The sequence below is a fragment of the Filomicrobium sp. genome, assembly GCF_025698805.1.
In the GTDB taxonomy this organism is placed as follows: domain Bacteria; phylum Pseudomonadota; class Alphaproteobacteria; order Rhizobiales; family Hyphomicrobiaceae; genus Filomicrobium; species Filomicrobium insigne.
Genome location: NZ_JAILWT010000002.1, coordinates 180567 through 198183 on the forward strand (window position 1 = coordinate 180567; position 17617 = coordinate 198183).

The following is a 17617-nucleotide window of genomic DNA, read 5'->3' on the forward strand; positions in this document are numbered from 1 at the left end:
CATGACAGGCAAGCTTTAAGGTTTATTTAAGCCTCGCCCATCACGCAGCCTCTTGCGAGGCCGCAACACGAACCGCTTCACAAATGTCACCGACGACCGTACCCACGAGCTGTTCGTCATCGCCCTCGGCCATAACCCGGATAACCGGCTCAGTTCCAGAAGGCCGAATAACCAACCGGCCAGTGTTCCCCAGCCGCGTCTGCGCCTTCTCGATCGCCGTTTTCACCCGCTCATCCTCAAGCGGCTTCCCGCTGGCAAATCGAACGTTCTGCAGAACCTGAGGGACAGGTTCAAAGCGCTGGCACACATCGGACACGGGCCGATCGGCAGCCACAGCCACCGCAAGTATCTGCAGCGCTGAAACCAAGCCATCGCCCGTCGTTGTAAAGTCCGACAACACAATGTGGCCGGACTGCTCCCCACCGACATTGAAGCCATGCTTGCGCATGTGCTCCACGACGTAACGGTCACCGACAGGTGTGCGCTGCAGCCCGAGCCCCAGCTCACGCAAATGCCGCTCTAATCCGAGATTGCTCATGACCGTCGCAACGATGCCGCCCGCAGCCAGACGGCCGCGTCGATGCCAGCTCTCCGCAATCACCGCCATGAGCTGATCGCCGTCGACGATACGTCCCGTCTCGTCCACGATCACGACACGGTCGGCATCCCCATCCAGAGCAATGCCGATATCTGCACGCACCTCGTGAACCTTTTCAATCAACGCTTCCGGCGCCGTCGATCCACACTTCAGATTGATGTTACGGCCATTGGGCTCAACGCCAATCTTGATAACCTCAGCTCCGAGCTCCCACAGCACTTCCGGAGCCACCTTGTACCCGGCGCCATGAGCGCAATCGATGACGATCCGAAGTCCGTCGAGCCGCAGGTTTCGCGGCAGCGTCCGCTTAGCGTATTCGATATAGCGCTCTTGCGCACTCTCCACCCGCGTAGCACGGCCGATGTCGTCGGCGGCAGCAAGAAGCTCTGCAGAATCTTCATCAATCAGCTGTTCAATACGCAGTTCCGTCTCATCAGATAGCTTATAGCCATCCGGATCGAACAACTTGATGCCGTTGTCATCGAACCTGTTGTGTGAGGCTGAGATCATCACACCAAGGTCGGCACGCAGCGACCGTGTCAACATAGCGACCGCCGGCGTCGGCATCGGCCCAAGTAGAAAAACGTCCATGCCAACAGACGTAAAGCCAGACATCAACGCCGCTTCCAACATATAGCCGGACAGTCGCGTGTCCTTACCGATCACGACCCGCGGACGATGGGAGTGAGTGCCGTTCTGAAAAACCTTACCGGCCGCCATCCCGACCTTCAGCGCAACTTCCGACGTCATCGGGTGCCGGTTGGCCAAACCGCGAATACCGTCTGTACCGAAATATCGTCGTGACATGGTTCCTACCTGTTCCTGCCGCGCTGAAAAGCGACCATCACGCGTAAGCAATATAGCCGTGCACTAAAGCGCATCATTACGTTGGACGAATGACAACGAAATATCATCCATGTGTTGGATGTCATACGACGTTTAAACAGGATCTCATAACCATCCCCTGCTTTAGAGCGCCGGACTACCCACGGATTAGTTGCAGCAGCAAAGCCTTAAGATATCCATCCCGTCTCGGATCTGGATTTCAATTGTCCAACACGCTTAATAGCCGAAATCCATGAAGAAAAGTTGGCCAACGGCCCTGGCGAGCCCTCAGGGGCTGACCACCGCGATGGAATCGTAGATACCTCAACAAAAGATCCAGCAATCGTCGCGGCTCGCTCCATCACGATCCGCGATGCGCCCAGCCGGCTCCGGATTTCACCAAGAGCCAGATAGGGAGTGAAAGTAGGATGGGATATTTCCTCGCTGTCGCGAACCGCAAGGGTGGTGTGGGCAAATCCACCGTCTCTGTCATGCTGGCGCACGCATTCGCCGTGTGGGGCGGTAAGCGGGTTTTGCTTATCGACCTTGACGCACAGTCCAACTCGTCTTTGATCCTGACCGGAAACGCCCAATGGATTGAGGCCCAAAGGACCTCAAAGAATGTCGCCGCCTACATCGAAGACAAGATGTACGGACAAAACCCAATCTCGGACTACATCCAACGCGGCGTGGGCGATATCGAAACCGATGACGGCAAAGCCCCACCGATCGATCTGCTCGCCGGTTCTCTGCGTTTTGAGGATATGCAGGACGAGCTCATCTCGCATTACTCTCTCAGTGCCCGCTCCTTCCGCATCGCCAAGGAACGCTGCGCCGAGCACTTCAAACGCGCGCTAACCTCCTCAGGGAGGCTGGCTGACATCATTATTCTTGACTGCGCGCCAGGCATCTCCAACGCAACCGCTGCGGCGTTGCGACTAGCGAACAAAGTCATTGTCCCCTTCCGCCCCGACTCCGTCTCGGAATTTGCGGTCGACAAGATTTCGACGATCATCGAGGGCAAGAATGCGCAAGGCGTCGCTGAAATCCCACCAACCGAGCGTCGGTATCGCTGTCTGGCAAATTATGTGCGCCCAGGCGGGCAGGACCAGATTTACATCGAAACGATTTCAGCCGACCATCCCACGCTGAATACTCAGTTACCCATGCTGCCGGATCTGGCGAACGCCTTCTATTGGGCTGAAGAACGTCAGACACTGACAGAAAAGTACGCGTCAGCGCTTTCGCCAATGAACGCGCTTTACAAAGAATTGTCCGCGTCGCTTCCCCTCTGACATCGCGGAAACGGAAACAATGAACGAAACCAAGAAACTCTCCGGCCCCGCCAAGGATCGCTTTTTCAAGCGCTTTTTCACGGAAGCGGGTGGATTAGATGAGCCGACGGCAGACCGCCTGACGGAATGCTCGAAGCAGGTCTTTTCATCAGTGCGCGTGCGCAAGAACGTAGAAGCGCTCAACACCGACAGCACAGCGACCGCGCCCAAGAAGCCATCAACTGACACCCAGGGCACGAGTGGCAAACAAAGCGAACCAGCCTCACGGTCTCGCAAAACAAAGACGCCTCAACCCGTCGCCTCCGAGCCGGCCGTCACCGAACCGGTAAAGACCGAGGTTTCTCTGGCTGAGCAACTTCAAGCACCGCCTCCCGAAACCACCGGGGAAGCAGACCCCTTCGTCTTCGGCCTCGTGCCGGTTTACAAGCGCGAAGGGGCCGAAGGCCTTCTCGTTAAGCTGGCTGAAATCAGATCTGTTGCGCACCTGCGGGCCATGGCGAAGGCCCAGCAGATCGTTTTAGCTCGCGAATTGCGGACGGGTGATATCGACGTCGTCACGCTGCGCGCGGCAATCCTTGAAGCCGTCGAAAAGCGTGTCGCTGACCGCCGCGCTGTTTAACGCCTCACGCTACCGGATTGGCTCAGCCAAGGCGCGCTCATCCCCGAAGAGCGCCGCCATCCAGACTGCGATCGCTTGGCGAGTCGCCGCCACATCATGCACGCGAACGATCTGCACCCCCTGCGCGACGGACGAGAGCGCCGCCGCAATGGATCCCGGCACCCGCTCGCGCGCGACATCCACATTGCAAAGCTGACCAATCAGCTTCTTGCGTGACGCCCCTAACAGCACCGGCACACCCAACGCGTGATAAAGGCTCATCGCCGAGAGCACCGCAACGTTGTGATGCAACAGCTTTGCAAACCCAATCCCGGGGTCAACGATCAATTTGCTGCGGGGAATACCTACAGCTTCACAGGCATGAATTCGCCGCTCAAGAAAGTCGAAAACGTCTATGACAACGTCGTCATAGACAGGGTTGTCGTTCATCGTCTTCGGATCACCGATCGCGTGCATCAGCATGACGGGCAATCCTGTTTCCGCCGCCGTACGTAAGGCATCCGGATCGTACGTCAGAGCCGAAACATCATTGAGAATGTCCGCACCCGCCTCGGCCGCCAGCCGCATGACCTTGGCCTTACGAGTATCGACAGAAATCAGCTTGTCCGTTTTGTCTCGCAACGCTTCCAGCACGGGCAGAACGCGCTTGAGTTCATCGTCGACCGCCACAGCATCGGAGCCGGGACGCGTGGACTCGCCGCCAATGTCGAGGATGTCGGCCCCCTCGTCCGCCAGCTTAAGCGCGTGATCAACGGCAGCCTGTACGGTGTCGTGCTGCCCTCCATCCGAAAAGCTATCTGGCGTCACGTTCACGATCCCCATGATACGGGGACGGTCCATGGAAAGCCCGCCGATACGGGAACGCGGTGTGCCCAGGGCTTCGAATAAATCCGAAGCCGGCAAGGTATGTCGCCCCCAATCACGCTCGAAGAATTCAGATAAGCCGGTCATACGCCGCTCAACGCGCGCACCGTTGCGTTCGATAATCTCCAAAGCTGTGAAGGCCAACGGCCCACCGGCCAATGGCATGCCGCCCCACACCTCCTCCTCGGAGGCCTTCCCACCGTTGGGAATAAACCCGATCGGACGCAGATAAATGGATCGTTGCATACTTCCAGCCTCGTTGTGGTCCTGGACGTAGATCCCGCGACCAGTCGTCAATTGCAAGCCGCCCATCCACGCTTTGGCAAAAAAGAAGCGGCCGCGAGAGACAATCTCGCGGCCGCTTTGATACCAACTCATGGCGGATTTAGATACTTAACCCGGCTGTGGCTCCATGCCGCCCGTATCGGGGTCGGGTTCCTGCCGCGGCCGTACTGCCCGACCGGCTGTCGGTACAGCTGAGCCAGCCGAACCGCCTTCCGAGCCTTCATCATCGGTCCGTCGTACGATCTTCTCGCCACGCAGAAGTGCGTCCACCTCGGCTCCGGAGATGGTTTCATATTCCATCAACGCTTGAGTGATCGCTTCGAGCTTGTCACGGTTGGCCGACAAGACTTCCCAAGCCTTGTTGTAGCCTTCCATGATGATCCGCCGGGTTTCCTCATCGATAACCTTCGCGGTCTCCTCGCTCATGTTCTGCTGTTGCGTGATGGAATGGCCGAGAAACACCTCTTGCTGATTTTCATTGTAGAGCAGCGGCCCGAGCTTCTCGCTCATGCCCCATTCCGTGACCATCCGTTTGGCAATGTTGGTTGCCTGGGTGATATCGCTGGAAGCACCCGTATTAAGGTGATCCTTGCCATAAACGAGCTGCTCCGCGACACGACCACCGAACGCCATGGCGATCTTGCCCTCGCACCATTCCTTCGAGTAGCTGAGCTTGTCGCGTTCCGGCAAGCTCATGGTCACACCGAGCGCACGTCCACGCGGGATGATCGTAACCTTGTGGAGCGGATCATTGCCCGGCACGAGCAGGTTGACGAGCGCATGCCCCGCCTCGTGATACGCGGTCGCGAGTTTCTCTTCCTCGGTCATAGCCATAGAACGGCGCTCAGCACCCATCATGACCTTGTCCTTGGAATCCTCGAACTCGGATTGCGTAACGAGACGTTTGTTGCGTCGTGCCGCCAGAAGCGCGGCTTCGTTCACGAGATTGGCGAGGTCGGCGCCAGAGAAACCTGGCGTTCCACGCGCAATAACGCGAGCGTCGACGTCCGGAGCAATCGGCACCTTGCGCATGTGAACGCGGAGGATCTTTTCGCGTCCCAACACATCGGGATTCGGCACAATGATCTGACGGTCGAAACGGCCTGGACGCAGAAGCGCAGGGTCAAGCACGTCAGGACGGTTGGTTGCTGCGATGATGATGACGCCTTCGTTCGCTTCAAAGCCGTCCATCTCGACGAGCAACTGGTTCAGCGTTTGCTCACGCTCGTCGTTACCACCACCAAGGCCCGCACCACGATGCCGACCGACCGCATCGATTTCATCGATGAAGATGATGCAGGGTGCGTTCTTCTTCGCCTGCTCAAACATGTCGCGGACGCGGCTCGCACCGACACCCACGAACATCTCAACGAAGTCCGAACCCGAAATAGTGAAGAACGGCACGTTGGCTTCACCAGCGACCGCACGTGCGATAAGCGTCTTACCGGTGCCCGGAGGGCCGACGAGCAGACAGCCGCGCGGAATACGACCGCCCAGCCTCTGGAACTTCTGCGGGTCGCGCAGGAACTCGACGATTTCCTGAAGATCAGTTTTTGCCTCGTCAACACCAGCGACGTCATCGAACGTCACGCGTCCATGCCGCTCCGTAAGAAGTTTGGCGCGCGACTTTCCAAAGCCCATCGCACGGCCGGAACCTGACTGCATCTGACGCATGAAGAAAATCCACACCGCAATCAACAGCAGCATGGGGAACCAGTTGAGCAGCACGCTCATGATGGAAGGGACGTCCTCGTCGCGCGGGGCAACCTTAAAATTAACGTCCTTCGCACGCAGGCGCTCAACGAGGCCGGGATCTTCAGGCGCGTAGGTCTGGAACGCACCACCGGCATCTTTCATGGTGCCGGAAATCCGGTTACCTGCGATTGTCGCATCCGCCACCTTGCCCGCCTCAACTGCGGTCAGGAACTCCGAATACGTAATCTCGTCACCGCGCCGGCTCTGCGCAGGATTATTGAACAGATTAAATAACGCCGCCAACAGAACCAGGATTGCTACCCAAATGGCGAGCTTCTGGAAATTTGAGTTCATTTCTGTTCCTTTTGAGCCCGGCGACGGGGGCGTTGCCTGGGCTGTCACATCGGCAGCACGCCTGAGCGAATGCCGACGACCCTCTCGATTACTGCGTAAAGATAGGAGTTTGCCAGGCTATTGCCAAGTTAGACATCAAACACCTTGCCTTGGCCAAAGTGATGATGGGTTACAGGCGGAAAACCCCGCCGAGACAAGACTTGTGCTCCAATATGGGCAAGAAACAGGCCAAAACAATGCGGGCCGACACCCTAGAGTGCCAATGATTTTGGACGATCCTCGCTTAACAGCCCCTTTCACGTAGCTACTCGAGGCTTCCCGCCAGACACCTCCACACCAAGAAATGCAGCCTCGGTTAACCGGCCCTCGCCAGATAAGTTCACGTCCAACGCCCCAAGATACGGCACCGCAACGAGCCGTGCCTCCAACCATAGGGCAGGTAAAGTCGCGGCTGCGCGTGCCGGCAAACCAAAGTCTGCCAAATCTGGCCTCTCACGCTTCAACTGAGCCCATCCGTCAGCTCCAAGAGCCGCAACATAGATAGGATCAGACAGATCAGGGCTAGCGGTGAGCCGGAATCTGCGGTCCCAAATCTCACTCTCACCTGCGTGCAGATAGCGTATCGGCAAACCATAGCTACCCGCTTCGCGGAAAATCCGCACAACAGGCTCGTTCGCTCCGCGTTGCCTCGCCACCTCGATAATGCAACCGCCCAAGGTTGTTGAGGCCATCTCGGCGTTCGCGGCCGCAGTGTCAGCCAAGCTGTCGACAAGCGTCTCGATTTGCGACAACTCCGGATCCGACGCGTCTCCGCCCATTCTGCTCAAAATGGCCTGAAGTCCGCGCACCGCGACCTCGCCCGCATCGCTGAATGCTGCGAGTTTAACGGTGGCATACGCGCCCTCGTTGAAGTTCGCGTTGGCCTCAATCCATTGTCCGGCCGCCTCCGCCACCAGCGCCTGCACACGTTGAAGACGCCGCGCGCTCCGGCCGAGCGCACGGGAGGTAAGTCCCAGCGATGCCAACATCTCGCGGGCTTCGCGCAACCGAACCCGCTCAAAGCGCACATCATCATTGCTGGGATCTTCGATCCACGTTTGTCCATCAGCCTCAAGCGTTGCCTTCAGGCGCGCCTTAGGAACCTCCAAAAGCGGCCTCACGAGCCAGATGCCATCATCCCGCTCGGTCATAGGCATAATACCAGAAAGCCCCTGGATACCGCTCCCGCGTGCCAGCCGCATAAGCAGCGTTTCAGCCTGATCGTCCTGCGTATGAGCTGTAACAAGTGCTGCCCGCGCCCCTTCGCCTTCGGCGCGATGTCGCATCTGTAATCGGGAACGCTCCGCAAGGAGTCCCATCAAGAGCCTGTAACGCTCTTCGCGTGCTGCAGCTTGCACCCCGCTCACAGGCTTCTTACCATCCCAGGTCAGAATGACATGCCCGAAACCGAGCTGAGCGCTGACTTGTCCCACCACCTCAGCCTCATGGCGGGACTCAGGCCGCAATCCATGATCGACGGTGGCAACGAGGACCTCGGGCCTTTGTCCTTCCTCTAATGTTCCGCGCCAGCGCGAAACCAAGTGCATCAGCGCCATGCTGTCGGAACCACCGGAAACGGCAAGCACGAGAAGAGAAAACCCCGTCAACGACGCCAGCAAGAGTGCAATTTCCCGATCAGAGATCGGCGCGTCATCGTTGCCGTTCGCCGTCATGGCATAACCTGCTAGCACCCGGAGCGGCTGCGCTCCGCTGCAGCACGTTCCCGGATATGTTGCGGGGCATTGGGGAACTGAGACGTCAACTCGGAATACGACGAGCAGGCTGCATCCCGCTGCCCAAGCCTATCGAGGCTCATAGCAAGCTTTAACAGACTGTCGGGCGCTTTGGAGCTTTGGCGATAATTCTCGTAGCCTTTCAGGAACGCCGAAGCGGCCGCCTTATACTGCGAGCGTACAAAGTGCGTTTCCCCGAGCCAGTACTGAGCATTTCCAGACAGCGGATCGCTAGGATACCTATTCAAGAAATCTTCGAACGAGGCTTCCGCCGCACCGTAGTCCTGCTGCAGGAGATAGCCATAAGCCGTCTCGTAAAGCTGCTTGGGGTCACCCCCACCCATCGGAGCAGCTGCGACCTGCTGCGCACCAAATCCGCCGTGATTGCCATTGACGTTGGGATTGGTATTGGCAGAGACATTGGCATCCTGACTTAAAAGTCCCCCAATGGGATCTTCCGGAGCAACGTCACTGGTAATCGTCGTCGAGCCAAAGCCACCAAAGTCCTGAAGTCCCGAATCCGACGTATTGGCTGCCACCGCGGGCTGAGAACCCGCTCCACCCATGCCCCGCGGTGGCGCGATGGCTTGGGTGCTGAACCCACCCGAGGACTGCATTTGCCGGGAAAGCTGTTCCATCTGCGCCGTCAGCGCACGAATTTGAGTTTCCATCCCATCGAGACGCGCCGCGTCACTGCCGGACAAGCCGCCGCCCATCCCCGCGCCGGGCACCGTCCCACCACCGGATCGTGACATGCTCTCCAAAGTGCCGATCACAACCCGCATATCCACGAGCTGTTCTTCGAGCTGCTCGACACGCTTCGTAAGCGCCGCGACACTGTCGCCCTGTTGCGCGCCAGCTCCTGAAGAGAAGCTTGCGGCGAGCGCGCCACCAACAAGTGCGATGGCAAATGGCGCGCGGCGGCAATATCGAAGCATTGTAGAAACCATAACTGACCCGCTCATCCCCTAAAGATCTACGAAGTGTTCGTTGTAGCCCTTGGCGCGCGACAGAAGAGCATACCCTCCAGGCCTATCCGCTGCACCGCAGGCCCCATCCGGTCGCCGTCAATAGCACCCCACAATAGCTCGGAAAAGCCAATCAACGCGAGGCGCTTATAGCCTTACCAACTTGCGGGCCCATCACGTTCTTTGGGCCTGTAGTAGCTTTGCCCAATTAAAGGTTGGGAATGGTCTACGCGGCGCTCCAGCACAATCGTAACTGCGCGGCGATTCTGAGCAGCACATTGCGCACTGGAGCAATCCGCGACCCGTTCGCTACGTCCCATGGCAACGACCCTGACGCGATCAGGCGCTATGCCTTCCTCAATCAGCCTGGCGCGCACAGCTTCCGCACGCCGTGCGGAGAGGATCCTGTTGCCGTCTTCGTCCAATGGCTCGTCCGCATGTCCGGCCACGAGAGCACGAACGCTTGTATCCTGCCGCTTGAGCCAGCTCGCTTGTCCGCGCAGCACATTCCGCGCGTGCGCACCAAGATCCGTGCTCCCTTTGGGGAAGAATACACGATCACCAACTGAGCTACGCAAAAGGGTGCTGAGCCGTTCACTGGGAACAAGTTCGACATCTGCATGCGCGGAAGCTTGCGACTGAGAAGAGTTGGCTCCAGGAAGCCGTTGCGGCTGAGAAGAGTTGGCTCCAGGAAGCCGTTGCGGCTCCGTGACTTGTGGGCTCTCCGGGCGGCCATCGCCCATCTGAGAATAGATACGAGCCAGATATTGCCTCGCCGATTCAGCCTCTACCGACTGTGGAAACCGACCAACGAGGCTCTCAAAAGTCATCTGCGCTTCAAGGTGACTGCCGGCCCGATAGGCAGCGATACCCTTGTCCAGCAAAGGCGTCGGATCCGAAATGTGGGAGGACAGCCCACCGCCAACGCCAGTAGAGCCTGTAACTGTAGGTTGTTCGTCCGCGCGAAGAGGCCCTCCTGTTGCGAGCACCAAAGCCGCTAACAGAATCGCTGCACCCTTCACCTTGATTGCTGGAACAGACCGCCACATTTTCTTCGCCCGCTAACGATTGTTGCTCCTGCCCCAACCATCATCACCTGCTGACAAAGTGCGTTGAGTTTGCGGCCAAAGTATGCGGTCATCCGTATGCTCACAGCTTGCTTTTCAACTGCCGCAACACTGTAGCCTAAACGCATCGCACCGGCGGCGAGCACAATCGCACTCGCAAAAACGCCGGTGCAATTACTGTGCGCTGACTTAGCCCGCAACCCGCGAATTCAGCACCGTCTGTGCGCGCCGGTTCTGAGACCAGCACGAAATGTCATTACAAACGGCAACCGGGCGTTCCTTACCGTACGAAATCTTCCTGATCCGCGACGCGTTGATGCCAGCCCGTGCGAGATAGTTACGTACGGTCGTGGCGCGACGCGCACCAAGCGCGATGTTGTATTCGCGCGTACCACGTTCGTCGGCGTGGCCTTCGATCGTAATCGTGTACTGCGGATACTGCTGCAGCCACTGTGCCTGCTTCCGTAAAATCTGCTCAGCCTCGGGCGTCAAATCTGAGCTGTCTGTCGTGAAATAGACGATGTCGCCGACGTTGACACTGAAGTCACGCTGCGAGCCTGGCACCGCGGCACTACCGGGCCCCAATTGAGCTCCGTCCGGCTGCATTTCATTGCTTGCACAGGCCTGCAGCAAGCCGACGGTCAGCACGATGGCTAGCCCACGTGTCAAAGCACGTAAAAAATGCATGCTGGCCATAGAATTTCCTTCTCTGTTCCCGGATCGCCCGAATGGCTCTGAGCCGGCATAGCTTGCGATCTCGCCCTCGGGAATTCCCCAAGCGTTACCGCACTTAATCGTTTCATTGTACGAAATTGTGACCGATTCCAGCGCCGGCTGAAGACAGAGTTGCGTTTTGCGCACAGACGAATTGTCATCTTGAGTAGCTTTTCGTCACCGCCAGTTCTCAGGGTACGTGATCTCTAAGGTCAGAAAAATGAGCGCGATCTGGCGATCAACCCGGATGTGGAAAAGTCTTTTTCCTTAGGGGGGATATAAATACGGCCGGCCAAAGCCAGCCTCTCCAATGAGTCATTGGCGTCCATAAAACGGACGACCCTAGTTCTTGTAGAAACAGACGCTCCCTAAAACGCGAAGAAGGCCGAACTACCACCGCATCTCGCGAGGGCAATTCAGCCTTCTAACTCTTCGCTTACTCCCGAGAAGGGAGCAAACGCCAAGTGCTCTTAGCGAGCAACCTGGGTCTGTGCTGGAACCTCAGCACCGAGCTTCATCGGCGTGTGAGGAACTTCGCGACGGCATGCGCCGAGAGCGACAGCAGCAACAACAGCAGCGATTACGAGAGCGCCCTTCATTGTCATATTCTCCTAGTTTAATCCCTTGGCAAATGCCAAACCTAGCGAGCCACGTGCGCGGTTGCCGGAACATCGGCACCGAGCTTCATCGGCGTATGGGGAACTTCTCGACGGCAAGCCCCCAGCGCGACAGCGCCGACAACCGCCGAAAGGATGATCAGCCCCTTAACACCCTGCATGGCCTTCTCTCCTGATGCATGATCGGCACTAGCCGAATACTGGGGTACCGGTGGAGCGAGTTTCGATCAAGAAGCGAGGCAGTATGTGCACTGTTTTCCCCCCTGCTTGATGCGAAAATACCACTCCGTGTTCAAGGTTCACCAGTGTGCCCACAACGCGCTCACATGACAGTGGATAGCACTGAGGATACGGGATTTTCCCACCTCTGATGCTCCCGGAGCCCAGGCCTCAATTTGAGGTAGATAAGTTAAATTCAGGTTAAGCGGTGTCCCGGTCTGCGTCAGTTCAAAAGAGGCGACCACGCCGGGTCTGACGCAAAGGAAGGCGTTTGTACGATTCGCTCATTGTAGCCGGTGATGTCGACTGAGATGAGCCGCGGACCACCATTCTGCCCCTGCGATTCTCGAAAGAACATGAGCACACGTCCGTTCGGCGCCCAGGTCGGCCCCTCATTGTGGAAGCCTTCGCTCAAGATGCGTTCCCCCGATCCATCTGGGTGCATGACACCGATCAGGAAGCGTCCCATAAGTTGCTTAGTAAACGCGATGTAATCCCCACGCGGCGACCACACGGGCGTCGAGTATCGGCCTGAGCCAAGGCTAACCCGATGAGCGCCACTGCCGTCTGCGTTCATGACGTAGAGTTGCTGATTCCCCTCCCGATCCGACTCGAAAACGATGCGATCACCGTTCGGAGAATAGCTCGGACCTGTATCGATGGCATCGGACGCTGGCGTGAGCCGACGATTCTGCCGTGTCCGCAGATCCATCTCAAAGATGCTCGACCCGCCTCCTTCTTGCAGGCTCATGATGATGCGTTGACCATCGGGTGAGAACCGTGGTGCGAACGTCATGTTGGGAAAATCACCCACCGACTGACGTTGCCCGGACTGAAGGTTCATCAGATAAACGCGGGGGTTCCCACCACCGTAGGACATGAATGCAATCTCTTGCCCGGAAGGAGAAAAACGTGGTGTGAGCACAAGCTCATTACCGCTGCTAAGCCGACGCACGTTGTGCCCATCCTGATCCATGATCGCCAAACGTTTGACGCGTTGCTGCTTCGGCCCGGTCTCATCGATGAACACGACCCGGGTATCGAAGTAACCGGTTTCACCGGTGAGCTTCTGGTAGATCTGGTCCGCAATAATGTGCCCCAGCCGGCGCCAATTTTGACCGGAAGTCGAAAAGCGCTGCCCAGCGAGCTGGCGCCCCGTCGAAACATCCCACAGGCGGAATTCCGCTGTAATCCGTTGCTCGGAGGCTTCGACGACCCGGCCGACGACAAGCGCGTCGGCACGAATAGCCCGCCAATCAGGGAAACGTGGTGCTTGATTGATGTCGCTCACTTGCTCCAGATAAGAAGCAGGCGCCAGGGTCTGGAACAGGCCTGAACTGTTGAGGTCACCCGCAATGACCCCAGCGAGATCGGATCCAAGCTGATTGTCTCCTCCTAGAAAGGCCGGAATCGCAATTGGGATCGGCGCGATCGTCGCCTGCCGCTGCGTACCGCGCAAGCCACCCTCATCCTGCGCCCACGCAGAACCACCAACGAGGGCCAATCCGACCAACACCGTAAGCCCAAGCGCCATAAAACGACCCATGGCAGAGGATCTGCGTTGGGATGCAATTGCAGCGCGATCTGCACATCGGGCTGACGTCATTACGAAAATCCTTCTTGTGTTCTGGCACCTGGCAACGGGTCCCACGAGTGGGACCTTAATGTGGCCGCTCAAAGCATGTGTCTCGGATCGAAGTCCCAAATGATTGTCCGCCACGCGGTATAACGGTCTCGCGGAAGATTAAAGGGCGCGCATTCAGTAACAGCAGCAAGAGCCGCGCGCGCGGCAGCCTGAAAGACCGGATCTGAGCGTCCGTTTTCAACCGTTGGCGGGCCATCCAACGACCCGTCCTCGCGCAACCGCCATCGGACCGTTACCACAATAGCCTCGATACCACCGCCGCCACCTGGCAGCCGCCAGCAATTGCGCAACTGGGCACTGATCTGCCCTTTCAGCAAATCAGCCTCCCGCGCGGTCAACTCATTGCCACGGCCTTCGCGCTCGCCGGCAGTCGGTCCCTCATAATCGGTTGGCTTGCTGGGCGCTTGACCAGAACGCGGAGAACCCCGCTTTTCCGGCGTCTTGTCGATGAGCGCCGCCATGCGATCGGTGAAGGATTCCTTGTTCTTAGCCTCTTGACGTCGCTTTTCCTCAGCGAGCTTCTTTTTACGCTCTTCCTCCCGCTTCTTCCGGGCAGCTTCCTTCTTTTTCTGCTCCGCCTCTTTCTTTTTGCGTTCAGCCTCTTTTTTCTTACGCTCCTGTTCCGCCTTTGCCTTCCGCTCCGCCTCCAATTTCGCAGCTTCTTCAGGAGTGGGCTGTTGCGGTGGCAAAGCCGCAATCTGTTCGGCGATCGGATCCGGCTTTTCCAGCGGAGACGGCTTATCGGGCTTTTCCGCCTTTTCCGGCTCAGTCTTTTCAGGTTCAGGTGGAGGTGCGGCCGCCGGTGGCGGTTCAGCCATTTCAGGCTTCGGTTTGGGCGCTTCTTTCTTGGAAATCTGAGGCTCGGGCTTTTCCTGCTCTTTCGCTTCCAATTCCTTGGCTTGCGGATCGCCCTGCTTCAGCCGCGTGAATTCCGAAACCGTAACCAATTCCGCTTCAATCGTCGGCGATTCCGGCATGGGAAGTTCGGACGTTGAATGAAAGTTCGCGACCGCCCAGGCCAAAAGACCCGCGTGAAGCAAGAGGGAGATAGCGAGTCCGAAGTACACCGCTCCTCAGCCCCCCTCCTCAACCTCAGTTACGAGGGAGATCTTTTTGAAACCACCGGCGCTGATGCGCCCCATAACCCGTGCGACAAGACCATAGTTGGCCCCCTTATCCCCGCGCACAAAGATGGTTTCGTCGTAACCGTTGGCCGCAATCGCTTCGAGCTTGGGCTTAATTTCGTCGAGTTCAACCTTGGACTCGCCGATGAAGACATCCCCCGTTGCCTTCACCGAAACCGCCAAAGGCTCTTTGCTCGACTGAAGCTGCTTCCCCCGGGCCTGCGGCAATTCAAGAGGAACGCCGACCTGCAGCAAAGGGGCTGCCACCATGAAGATGATCAGCAGCACCAGCATCACGTCCACGAATGGCGTAACGTTGATCTCGGCCATCGGTGCACTGCGCCGCGAGCGGCGTCGCCGCCCGGTATTCTGATGGACTGATTTGATACTCGCGCCCATTCTCGAATTCCCTCACTGGCCAACGCCCCAGCCAAAAAACCAGATTAACTGCGCACGTCGATCTGACGAGACACGATGGCCGCAAACTCGTCGGCGAACGCTTCCAGACGATGCGACACCCGCGTCGAATCAGCTGAAAACTTATTGTAGAAGATCACGGCAGGAATAGCGGCGAGAAGCCCCAGCGCGGTCGCGAACAACGCTTCGGCGATACCTGGAGCAACGACCGCCAGATTCGTATTCTTGGAAATAGCAATCGCTTGGAAAGCGGTCATGATACCCCAAACCGTACCGAAAAGACCGACGAACGGAGCCGTCGCGCCAACGGTGGCCAGGAAGAGAAGACGGCTTTCTAAACGTTCCATCTCACGGCTGATGGTGACATCCATCACCTTTTCGACGCGCAATTGAATCCCCCCGAGCGCGCGCGCATTGCCCTCGACCGAACGCTTCCACTCGCGCATTGCCGCGACGAACAGAGCCGCCATGGCGATTGTGTGTCCGCGCGCCAGCGCGTTGTAGAGCTCATCTAGCGATTGGCCTGACCAGAACAGTTGCTCGAACTTGTCTGTTTCCCGCTGCGCCCGTCGAAAGGCGAAGAACTTCTCGACAACGATGGCCCACGACCAAACCGAAGCCAGAACCAATCCGACCATAACGATCTGCACGACGATATGCGCCTGCAGGAACAGCTCGAGAAACGAGAAACCTGCTGCCGGAGCAGCGTGTAAGTTCTGCGTCGTCAGCTCGGTCGGATTCATATTTTCAATTGCTCGCTGTTGAAATCTCTGGGAAGCACACCGGGAAGGGCAGGCAGATGCGCGCTAGGCACCCACCTTGATCCAGCTTTCGATGTGCTCATCGCCTGAGTAAGGCTCCCCGTATTAGGCACCGCTTCTTGCTGGCCAATATGACAAAACAAGGGCTTTAACCGGTACGATGGCCCCAATATAGCGGGTCATTCACCTTGGACGCATCATCGAGCAACCGCCTTACCCGATACGAATTGCCGCGCATCCACGCCTTTTTCCGCGATTTAGCAACTTAGTGCTTATCAGCGCGCTATGAGAGACCGGCCCGGACGAGTTCCCCCAGCCGGAGGGGCTTTCCCGACATCGCTACGAGAACCACGGTCACTACAGCTTCGAAAATCGTCACACCGTCCCGAGTAATTCGCTGGTCCAGCGTTACAGACGCTCCCCCCAGCTCGCGAACACTCGTTTCCACCTGCAGCAAATCATCCATCCGAGCTGGCCTGCGAAAATCAAGCGTCATACGGCGAACGACAAAAGCAGCAGGCTCACTGCTTTGCGATCCGTCAATCAAACCACGCGCATCAATACCGCTAAGGCGGAGGAAGTCTGTGCGACCGCGCTCACAATAGCGCACGTAAGAGGCATGATAGACCACCCCGCCTGCATCCGTATCCTCAAAATAGACCCGGACGGGCAGCACGTGGCGACGTCCATTTTCATCATCGATGATACGCCCGGCAACGTCGGGCCACGGCGTTTCGCCCATCTCTAAGCTCCCATGATATCGAGCGCGACAATTTCTGGCGGCACGCCGAAACGGATCGGCAATCCGCTACAGCCAAGCCCACCAGAAACGACCAAATTCCTATCGCCATCGACGATATGACCGTAAAGGAATCGGCGCCCATAACGTGATGGCACAACCGGCGCATATCCGAACAGACGGACCTGCCCGCCATGAGTGTGCCCCGATATCGTCACCGCCACACGATCCGCCAAATCTCCCATTTCTGCAAAGATATCCGGCTCATGCGCCATCAAAACAACCGGCGCGTCATCCGTCACCTGAGCAAGTGTCGCGGGCAGGTCATGAAGGCCTTCGTACGGAATGGGCGGGTATTGTCCATCGGCACGCCAGGGAGGAAACAACGCCCATTGATCTGCCAAGCCGGCAAGCCAAAACGCTCCATTCTCTGTTTCAAGACGCACGCTATCGTTTTGATAAACAGCAATTCCGACATCCTGAAGTGCAGTACCAACGACCGTCGGACCTGACCTTCTGGTCTGCGCTTCTTCATCCGCCCACCAGTCATGGTTGCCTAGAACCGCATGCACACCGAGCGGAGCCTCTAATCCTTTGAGGACATTGGCCCAATCGCCATTTAAGATCGGTTGCGCATAAGGTATGAGGTCTGAGATCCGTGACATGCGACGGCTGGCGATAAAATCGCCAAGCAGGAGCACTACGTCCGGCTTGAGCGCATTCGTCCGCGCCACAATCTGATGAACGCGAGCAAGGCCCATCCAAGGATCGCAAACGTGCAGATCTGCAATAACAGCCGCGCGCAATCGCAGGCCTTGCGGCCAGGACTTGGGGCGCAACTCGTAGCGACTGACGCGCAGGCGAAACGGCTCGGCCAGCGCATAACCGCCAAACAGCGTTCCGCCGGCGGCCAACGCCAAGCCGCCTTTCAAGAATGTTCGTCGCGTAAGCAGCTTAAAGCCCCGTTCGTCATGTGCTTATGCCCGATAAAACCGTCCCCGGCATGGGGCGTCATCTAACGTAAAAGTTAAGCAAGAAC

Annotated in this window: 17 protein-coding genes; 2 read left to right on the forward strand and 15 right to left on the reverse strand. The window is 57.9% G+C overall.

Annotated features, from left to right (window positions below):
* Nucleotides 1-40 precede the first annotated feature (40 nt).
* Complete coding sequence (glmM, locus tag K5845_RS04560) at nucleotides 41-1405, reverse strand: phosphoglucosamine mutase (RefSeq protein WP_287958480.1); 1365 nt, start codon at nucleotides 1403-1405, stop codon at nucleotides 41-43.
* Between the two features lie 446 nt (nucleotides 1406-1851).
* Between glmM and K5845_RS04565 the strand changes: the two genes are divergently transcribed.
* Together K5845_RS04565 and K5845_RS04570 are read left to right on the forward strand one after the other, a co-directional pair.
* Complete coding sequence (locus tag K5845_RS04565; protein WP_046475667.1) at nucleotides 1852-2718, forward strand: ParA family protein; 867 nt, start codon at nucleotides 1852-1854, stop codon at nucleotides 2716-2718.
* Nucleotides 2719-2737: 19 nt separating this feature from the next.
* Complete coding sequence (locus K5845_RS04570; RefSeq protein ID WP_046475664.1) at nucleotides 2738-3337, forward strand: hypothetical protein; 600 nt, start codon at nucleotides 2738-2740, stop codon at nucleotides 3335-3337.
* A gap of 9 nt (nucleotides 3338-3346) precedes the next feature.
* Here K5845_RS04570 and folP read toward each other — a convergent pair whose 3' ends face one another.
* The 14 genes from folP to K5845_RS04640 all read right to left on the reverse strand — a co-directional run bounded on the left by folP (nucleotide 3347) and on the right by K5845_RS04640 (nucleotide 17510).
* Entirely contained in the window at nucleotides 3347-4579 is a 1233-nt protein-coding gene (gene folP / locus K5845_RS04575) for a dihydropteroate synthase (RefSeq protein WP_287958481.1), read from the reverse strand.
* A 15-nt stretch (nucleotides 4580-4594) separates the two neighbouring features.
* Entirely contained in the window at nucleotides 4595-6535 is a 1941-nt protein-coding gene (gene ftsH, locus K5845_RS04580) for an ATP-dependent zinc metalloprotease FtsH (RefSeq protein WP_046475661.1), read from the reverse strand.
* Between the two features lie 296 nt (nucleotides 6536-6831).
* On the reverse strand, nucleotides 6832-8247 hold the full coding sequence (gene tilS, locus K5845_RS04585; RefSeq protein WP_287958482.1) for a tRNA lysidine(34) synthetase TilS: 1416 nt from the start codon (nucleotides 8245-8247) through the stop codon (nucleotides 6832-6834).
* 11 nt (nucleotides 8248-8258) lie between these two features.
* Nucleotides 8259-9257 carry a tol-pal system protein YbgF gene (gene ybgF / locus K5845_RS04590; protein ID WP_052743591.1) on the reverse strand — a complete coding sequence of 333 codons (999 nt, stop codon included), beginning with the start codon at nucleotides 9255-9257 and terminating at the stop codon, nucleotides 8259-8261.
* 173 nt (nucleotides 9258-9430) lie between these two features.
* Nucleotides 9431-10324 (reverse strand): OmpA family protein, encoded by an 894-nt coding sequence (locus K5845_RS04595; protein WP_287958483.1) that lies wholly within the window; start codon nucleotides 10322-10324, stop codon nucleotides 9431-9433.
* Nucleotides 10325-10531: 207 nt separating this feature from the next.
* On the reverse strand, nucleotides 10532-11029 hold the full coding sequence (pal, locus tag K5845_RS04600) for a peptidoglycan-associated lipoprotein Pal (RefSeq protein WP_046479773.1): 498 nt from the start codon (nucleotides 11027-11029) through the stop codon (nucleotides 10532-10534).
* 497 nt (nucleotides 11030-11526) lie between these two features.
* Entirely contained in the window at nucleotides 11527-11655 is a 129-nt protein-coding gene (locus K5845_RS04605) for a hypothetical protein (protein ID WP_280136717.1), read from the reverse strand.
* Nucleotides 11656-11696: 41 nt separating this feature from the next.
* Nucleotides 11697-11834 (reverse strand): hypothetical protein, encoded by a 138-nt coding sequence (locus K5845_RS04610; protein ID WP_170832427.1) that lies wholly within the window; start codon nucleotides 11832-11834, stop codon nucleotides 11697-11699.
* 281 nt (nucleotides 11835-12115) lie between these two features.
* Nucleotides 12116-13438, reverse strand: a complete 1323-nt coding sequence (tolB, locus tag K5845_RS04615; RefSeq protein WP_287958484.1) for a Tol-Pal system beta propeller repeat protein TolB — start codon at nucleotides 13436-13438, stop codon at nucleotides 12116-12118.
* Between the two features lie 128 nt (nucleotides 13439-13566).
* Nucleotides 13567-14604, reverse strand: a complete 1038-nt coding sequence (gene tolA, locus K5845_RS04620) for a cell envelope integrity protein TolA (protein ID WP_046475657.1) — start codon at nucleotides 14602-14604, stop codon at nucleotides 13567-13569.
* Nucleotides 14605-14610: 6 nt separating this feature from the next.
* Entirely contained in the window at nucleotides 14611-15060 is a 450-nt protein-coding gene (locus K5845_RS04625; RefSeq protein WP_046475655.1) for an ExbD/TolR family protein, read from the reverse strand.
* 44 nt (nucleotides 15061-15104) lie between these two features.
* Nucleotides 15105-15821 carry a protein TolQ gene (gene tolQ, locus K5845_RS04630; RefSeq protein WP_046475652.1) on the reverse strand — a complete coding sequence of 239 codons (717 nt, stop codon included), beginning with the start codon at nucleotides 15819-15821 and terminating at the stop codon, nucleotides 15105-15107.
* Nucleotides 15822-16122: 301 nt separating this feature from the next.
* Nucleotides 16123-16581 carry a YbgC/FadM family acyl-CoA thioesterase gene (locus K5845_RS04635; protein WP_046475650.1) on the reverse strand — a complete coding sequence of 153 codons (459 nt, stop codon included), beginning with the start codon at nucleotides 16579-16581 and terminating at the stop codon, nucleotides 16123-16125.
* A gap of 2 nt (nucleotides 16582-16583) precedes the next feature.
* Nucleotides 16584-17510, reverse strand: coding sequence for a metallophosphoesterase (locus tag K5845_RS04640; RefSeq protein ID WP_287958485.1), 927 nt, complete (start codon nucleotides 17508-17510; stop codon nucleotides 16584-16586).
* Between the last annotated feature and the right edge of the window lie 107 nt (nucleotides 17511-17617).

Excerpts from the sequence above, each read along its gene's own strand:
- glmM (WP_287958480.1), bottom strand. The coding sequence starts at position 1,405 with ATGTCACGACGATATTTCGGTACAGACGGTATTCGCGGTTTGGCCAAC.
- K5845_RS04565 (WP_046475667.1), top strand. The coding sequence starts at position 1,852 with ATGGGATATTTCCTCGCTGTCGCGAACCGCAAGGGTGGTGTGGGCAAA.
- K5845_RS04570 (WP_046475664.1), top strand. The coding sequence starts at position 2,738 with ATGAACGAAACCAAGAAACTCTCCGGCCCCGCCAAGGATCGCTTTTTC.
- folP (WP_287958481.1), bottom strand. The coding sequence starts at position 4,579 with ATGAGTTGGTATCAAAGCGGCCGCGAGATTGTCTCTCGCGGCCGCTTC.
- ftsH (WP_046475661.1), bottom strand. The coding sequence starts at position 6,535 with ATGAACTCAAATTTCCAGAAGCTCGCCATTTGGGTAGCAATCCTGGTT.
- tilS (WP_287958482.1), bottom strand. The coding sequence starts at position 8,247 with ATGACGGCGAACGGCAACGATGACGCGCCGATCTCTGATCGGGAAATT.
- ybgF (WP_052743591.1), bottom strand. The coding sequence starts at position 9,257 with ATGGTTTCTACAATGCTTCGATATTGCCGCCGCGCGCCATTTGCCATC.
- K5845_RS04595 (WP_287958483.1), bottom strand. The coding sequence starts at position 10,324 with ATGTGGCGGTCTGTTCCAGCAATCAAGGTGAAGGGTGCAGCGATTCTG.
- pal (WP_046479773.1), bottom strand. The coding sequence starts at position 11,029 with ATGCATTTTTTACGTGCTTTGACACGTGGGCTAGCCATCGTGCTGACC.
- K5845_RS04605 (WP_280136717.1), bottom strand. The coding sequence starts at position 11,655 with ATGAAGGGCGCTCTCGTAATCGCTGCTGTTGTTGCTGCTGTCGCTCTC.
- K5845_RS04610 (WP_170832427.1), bottom strand. The coding sequence starts at position 11,834 with ATGCAGGGTGTTAAGGGGCTGATCATCCTTTCGGCGGTTGTCGGCGCT.
- tolB (WP_287958484.1), bottom strand. The coding sequence starts at position 13,438 with ATGGGTCGTTTTATGGCGCTTGGGCTTACGGTGTTGGTCGGATTGGCC.
- K5845_RS04625 (WP_046475655.1), bottom strand. The coding sequence starts at position 15,060 with ATGGGCGCGAGTATCAAATCAGTCCATCAGAATACCGGGCGGCGACGC.
- tolQ (WP_046475652.1), bottom strand. The coding sequence starts at position 15,821 with ATGAATCCGACCGAGCTGACGACGCAGAACTTACACGCTGCTCCGGCA.
- K5845_RS04635 (WP_046475650.1), bottom strand. The coding sequence starts at position 16,581 with ATGGGCGAAACGCCGTGGCCCGACGTTGCCGGGCGTATCATCGATGAT.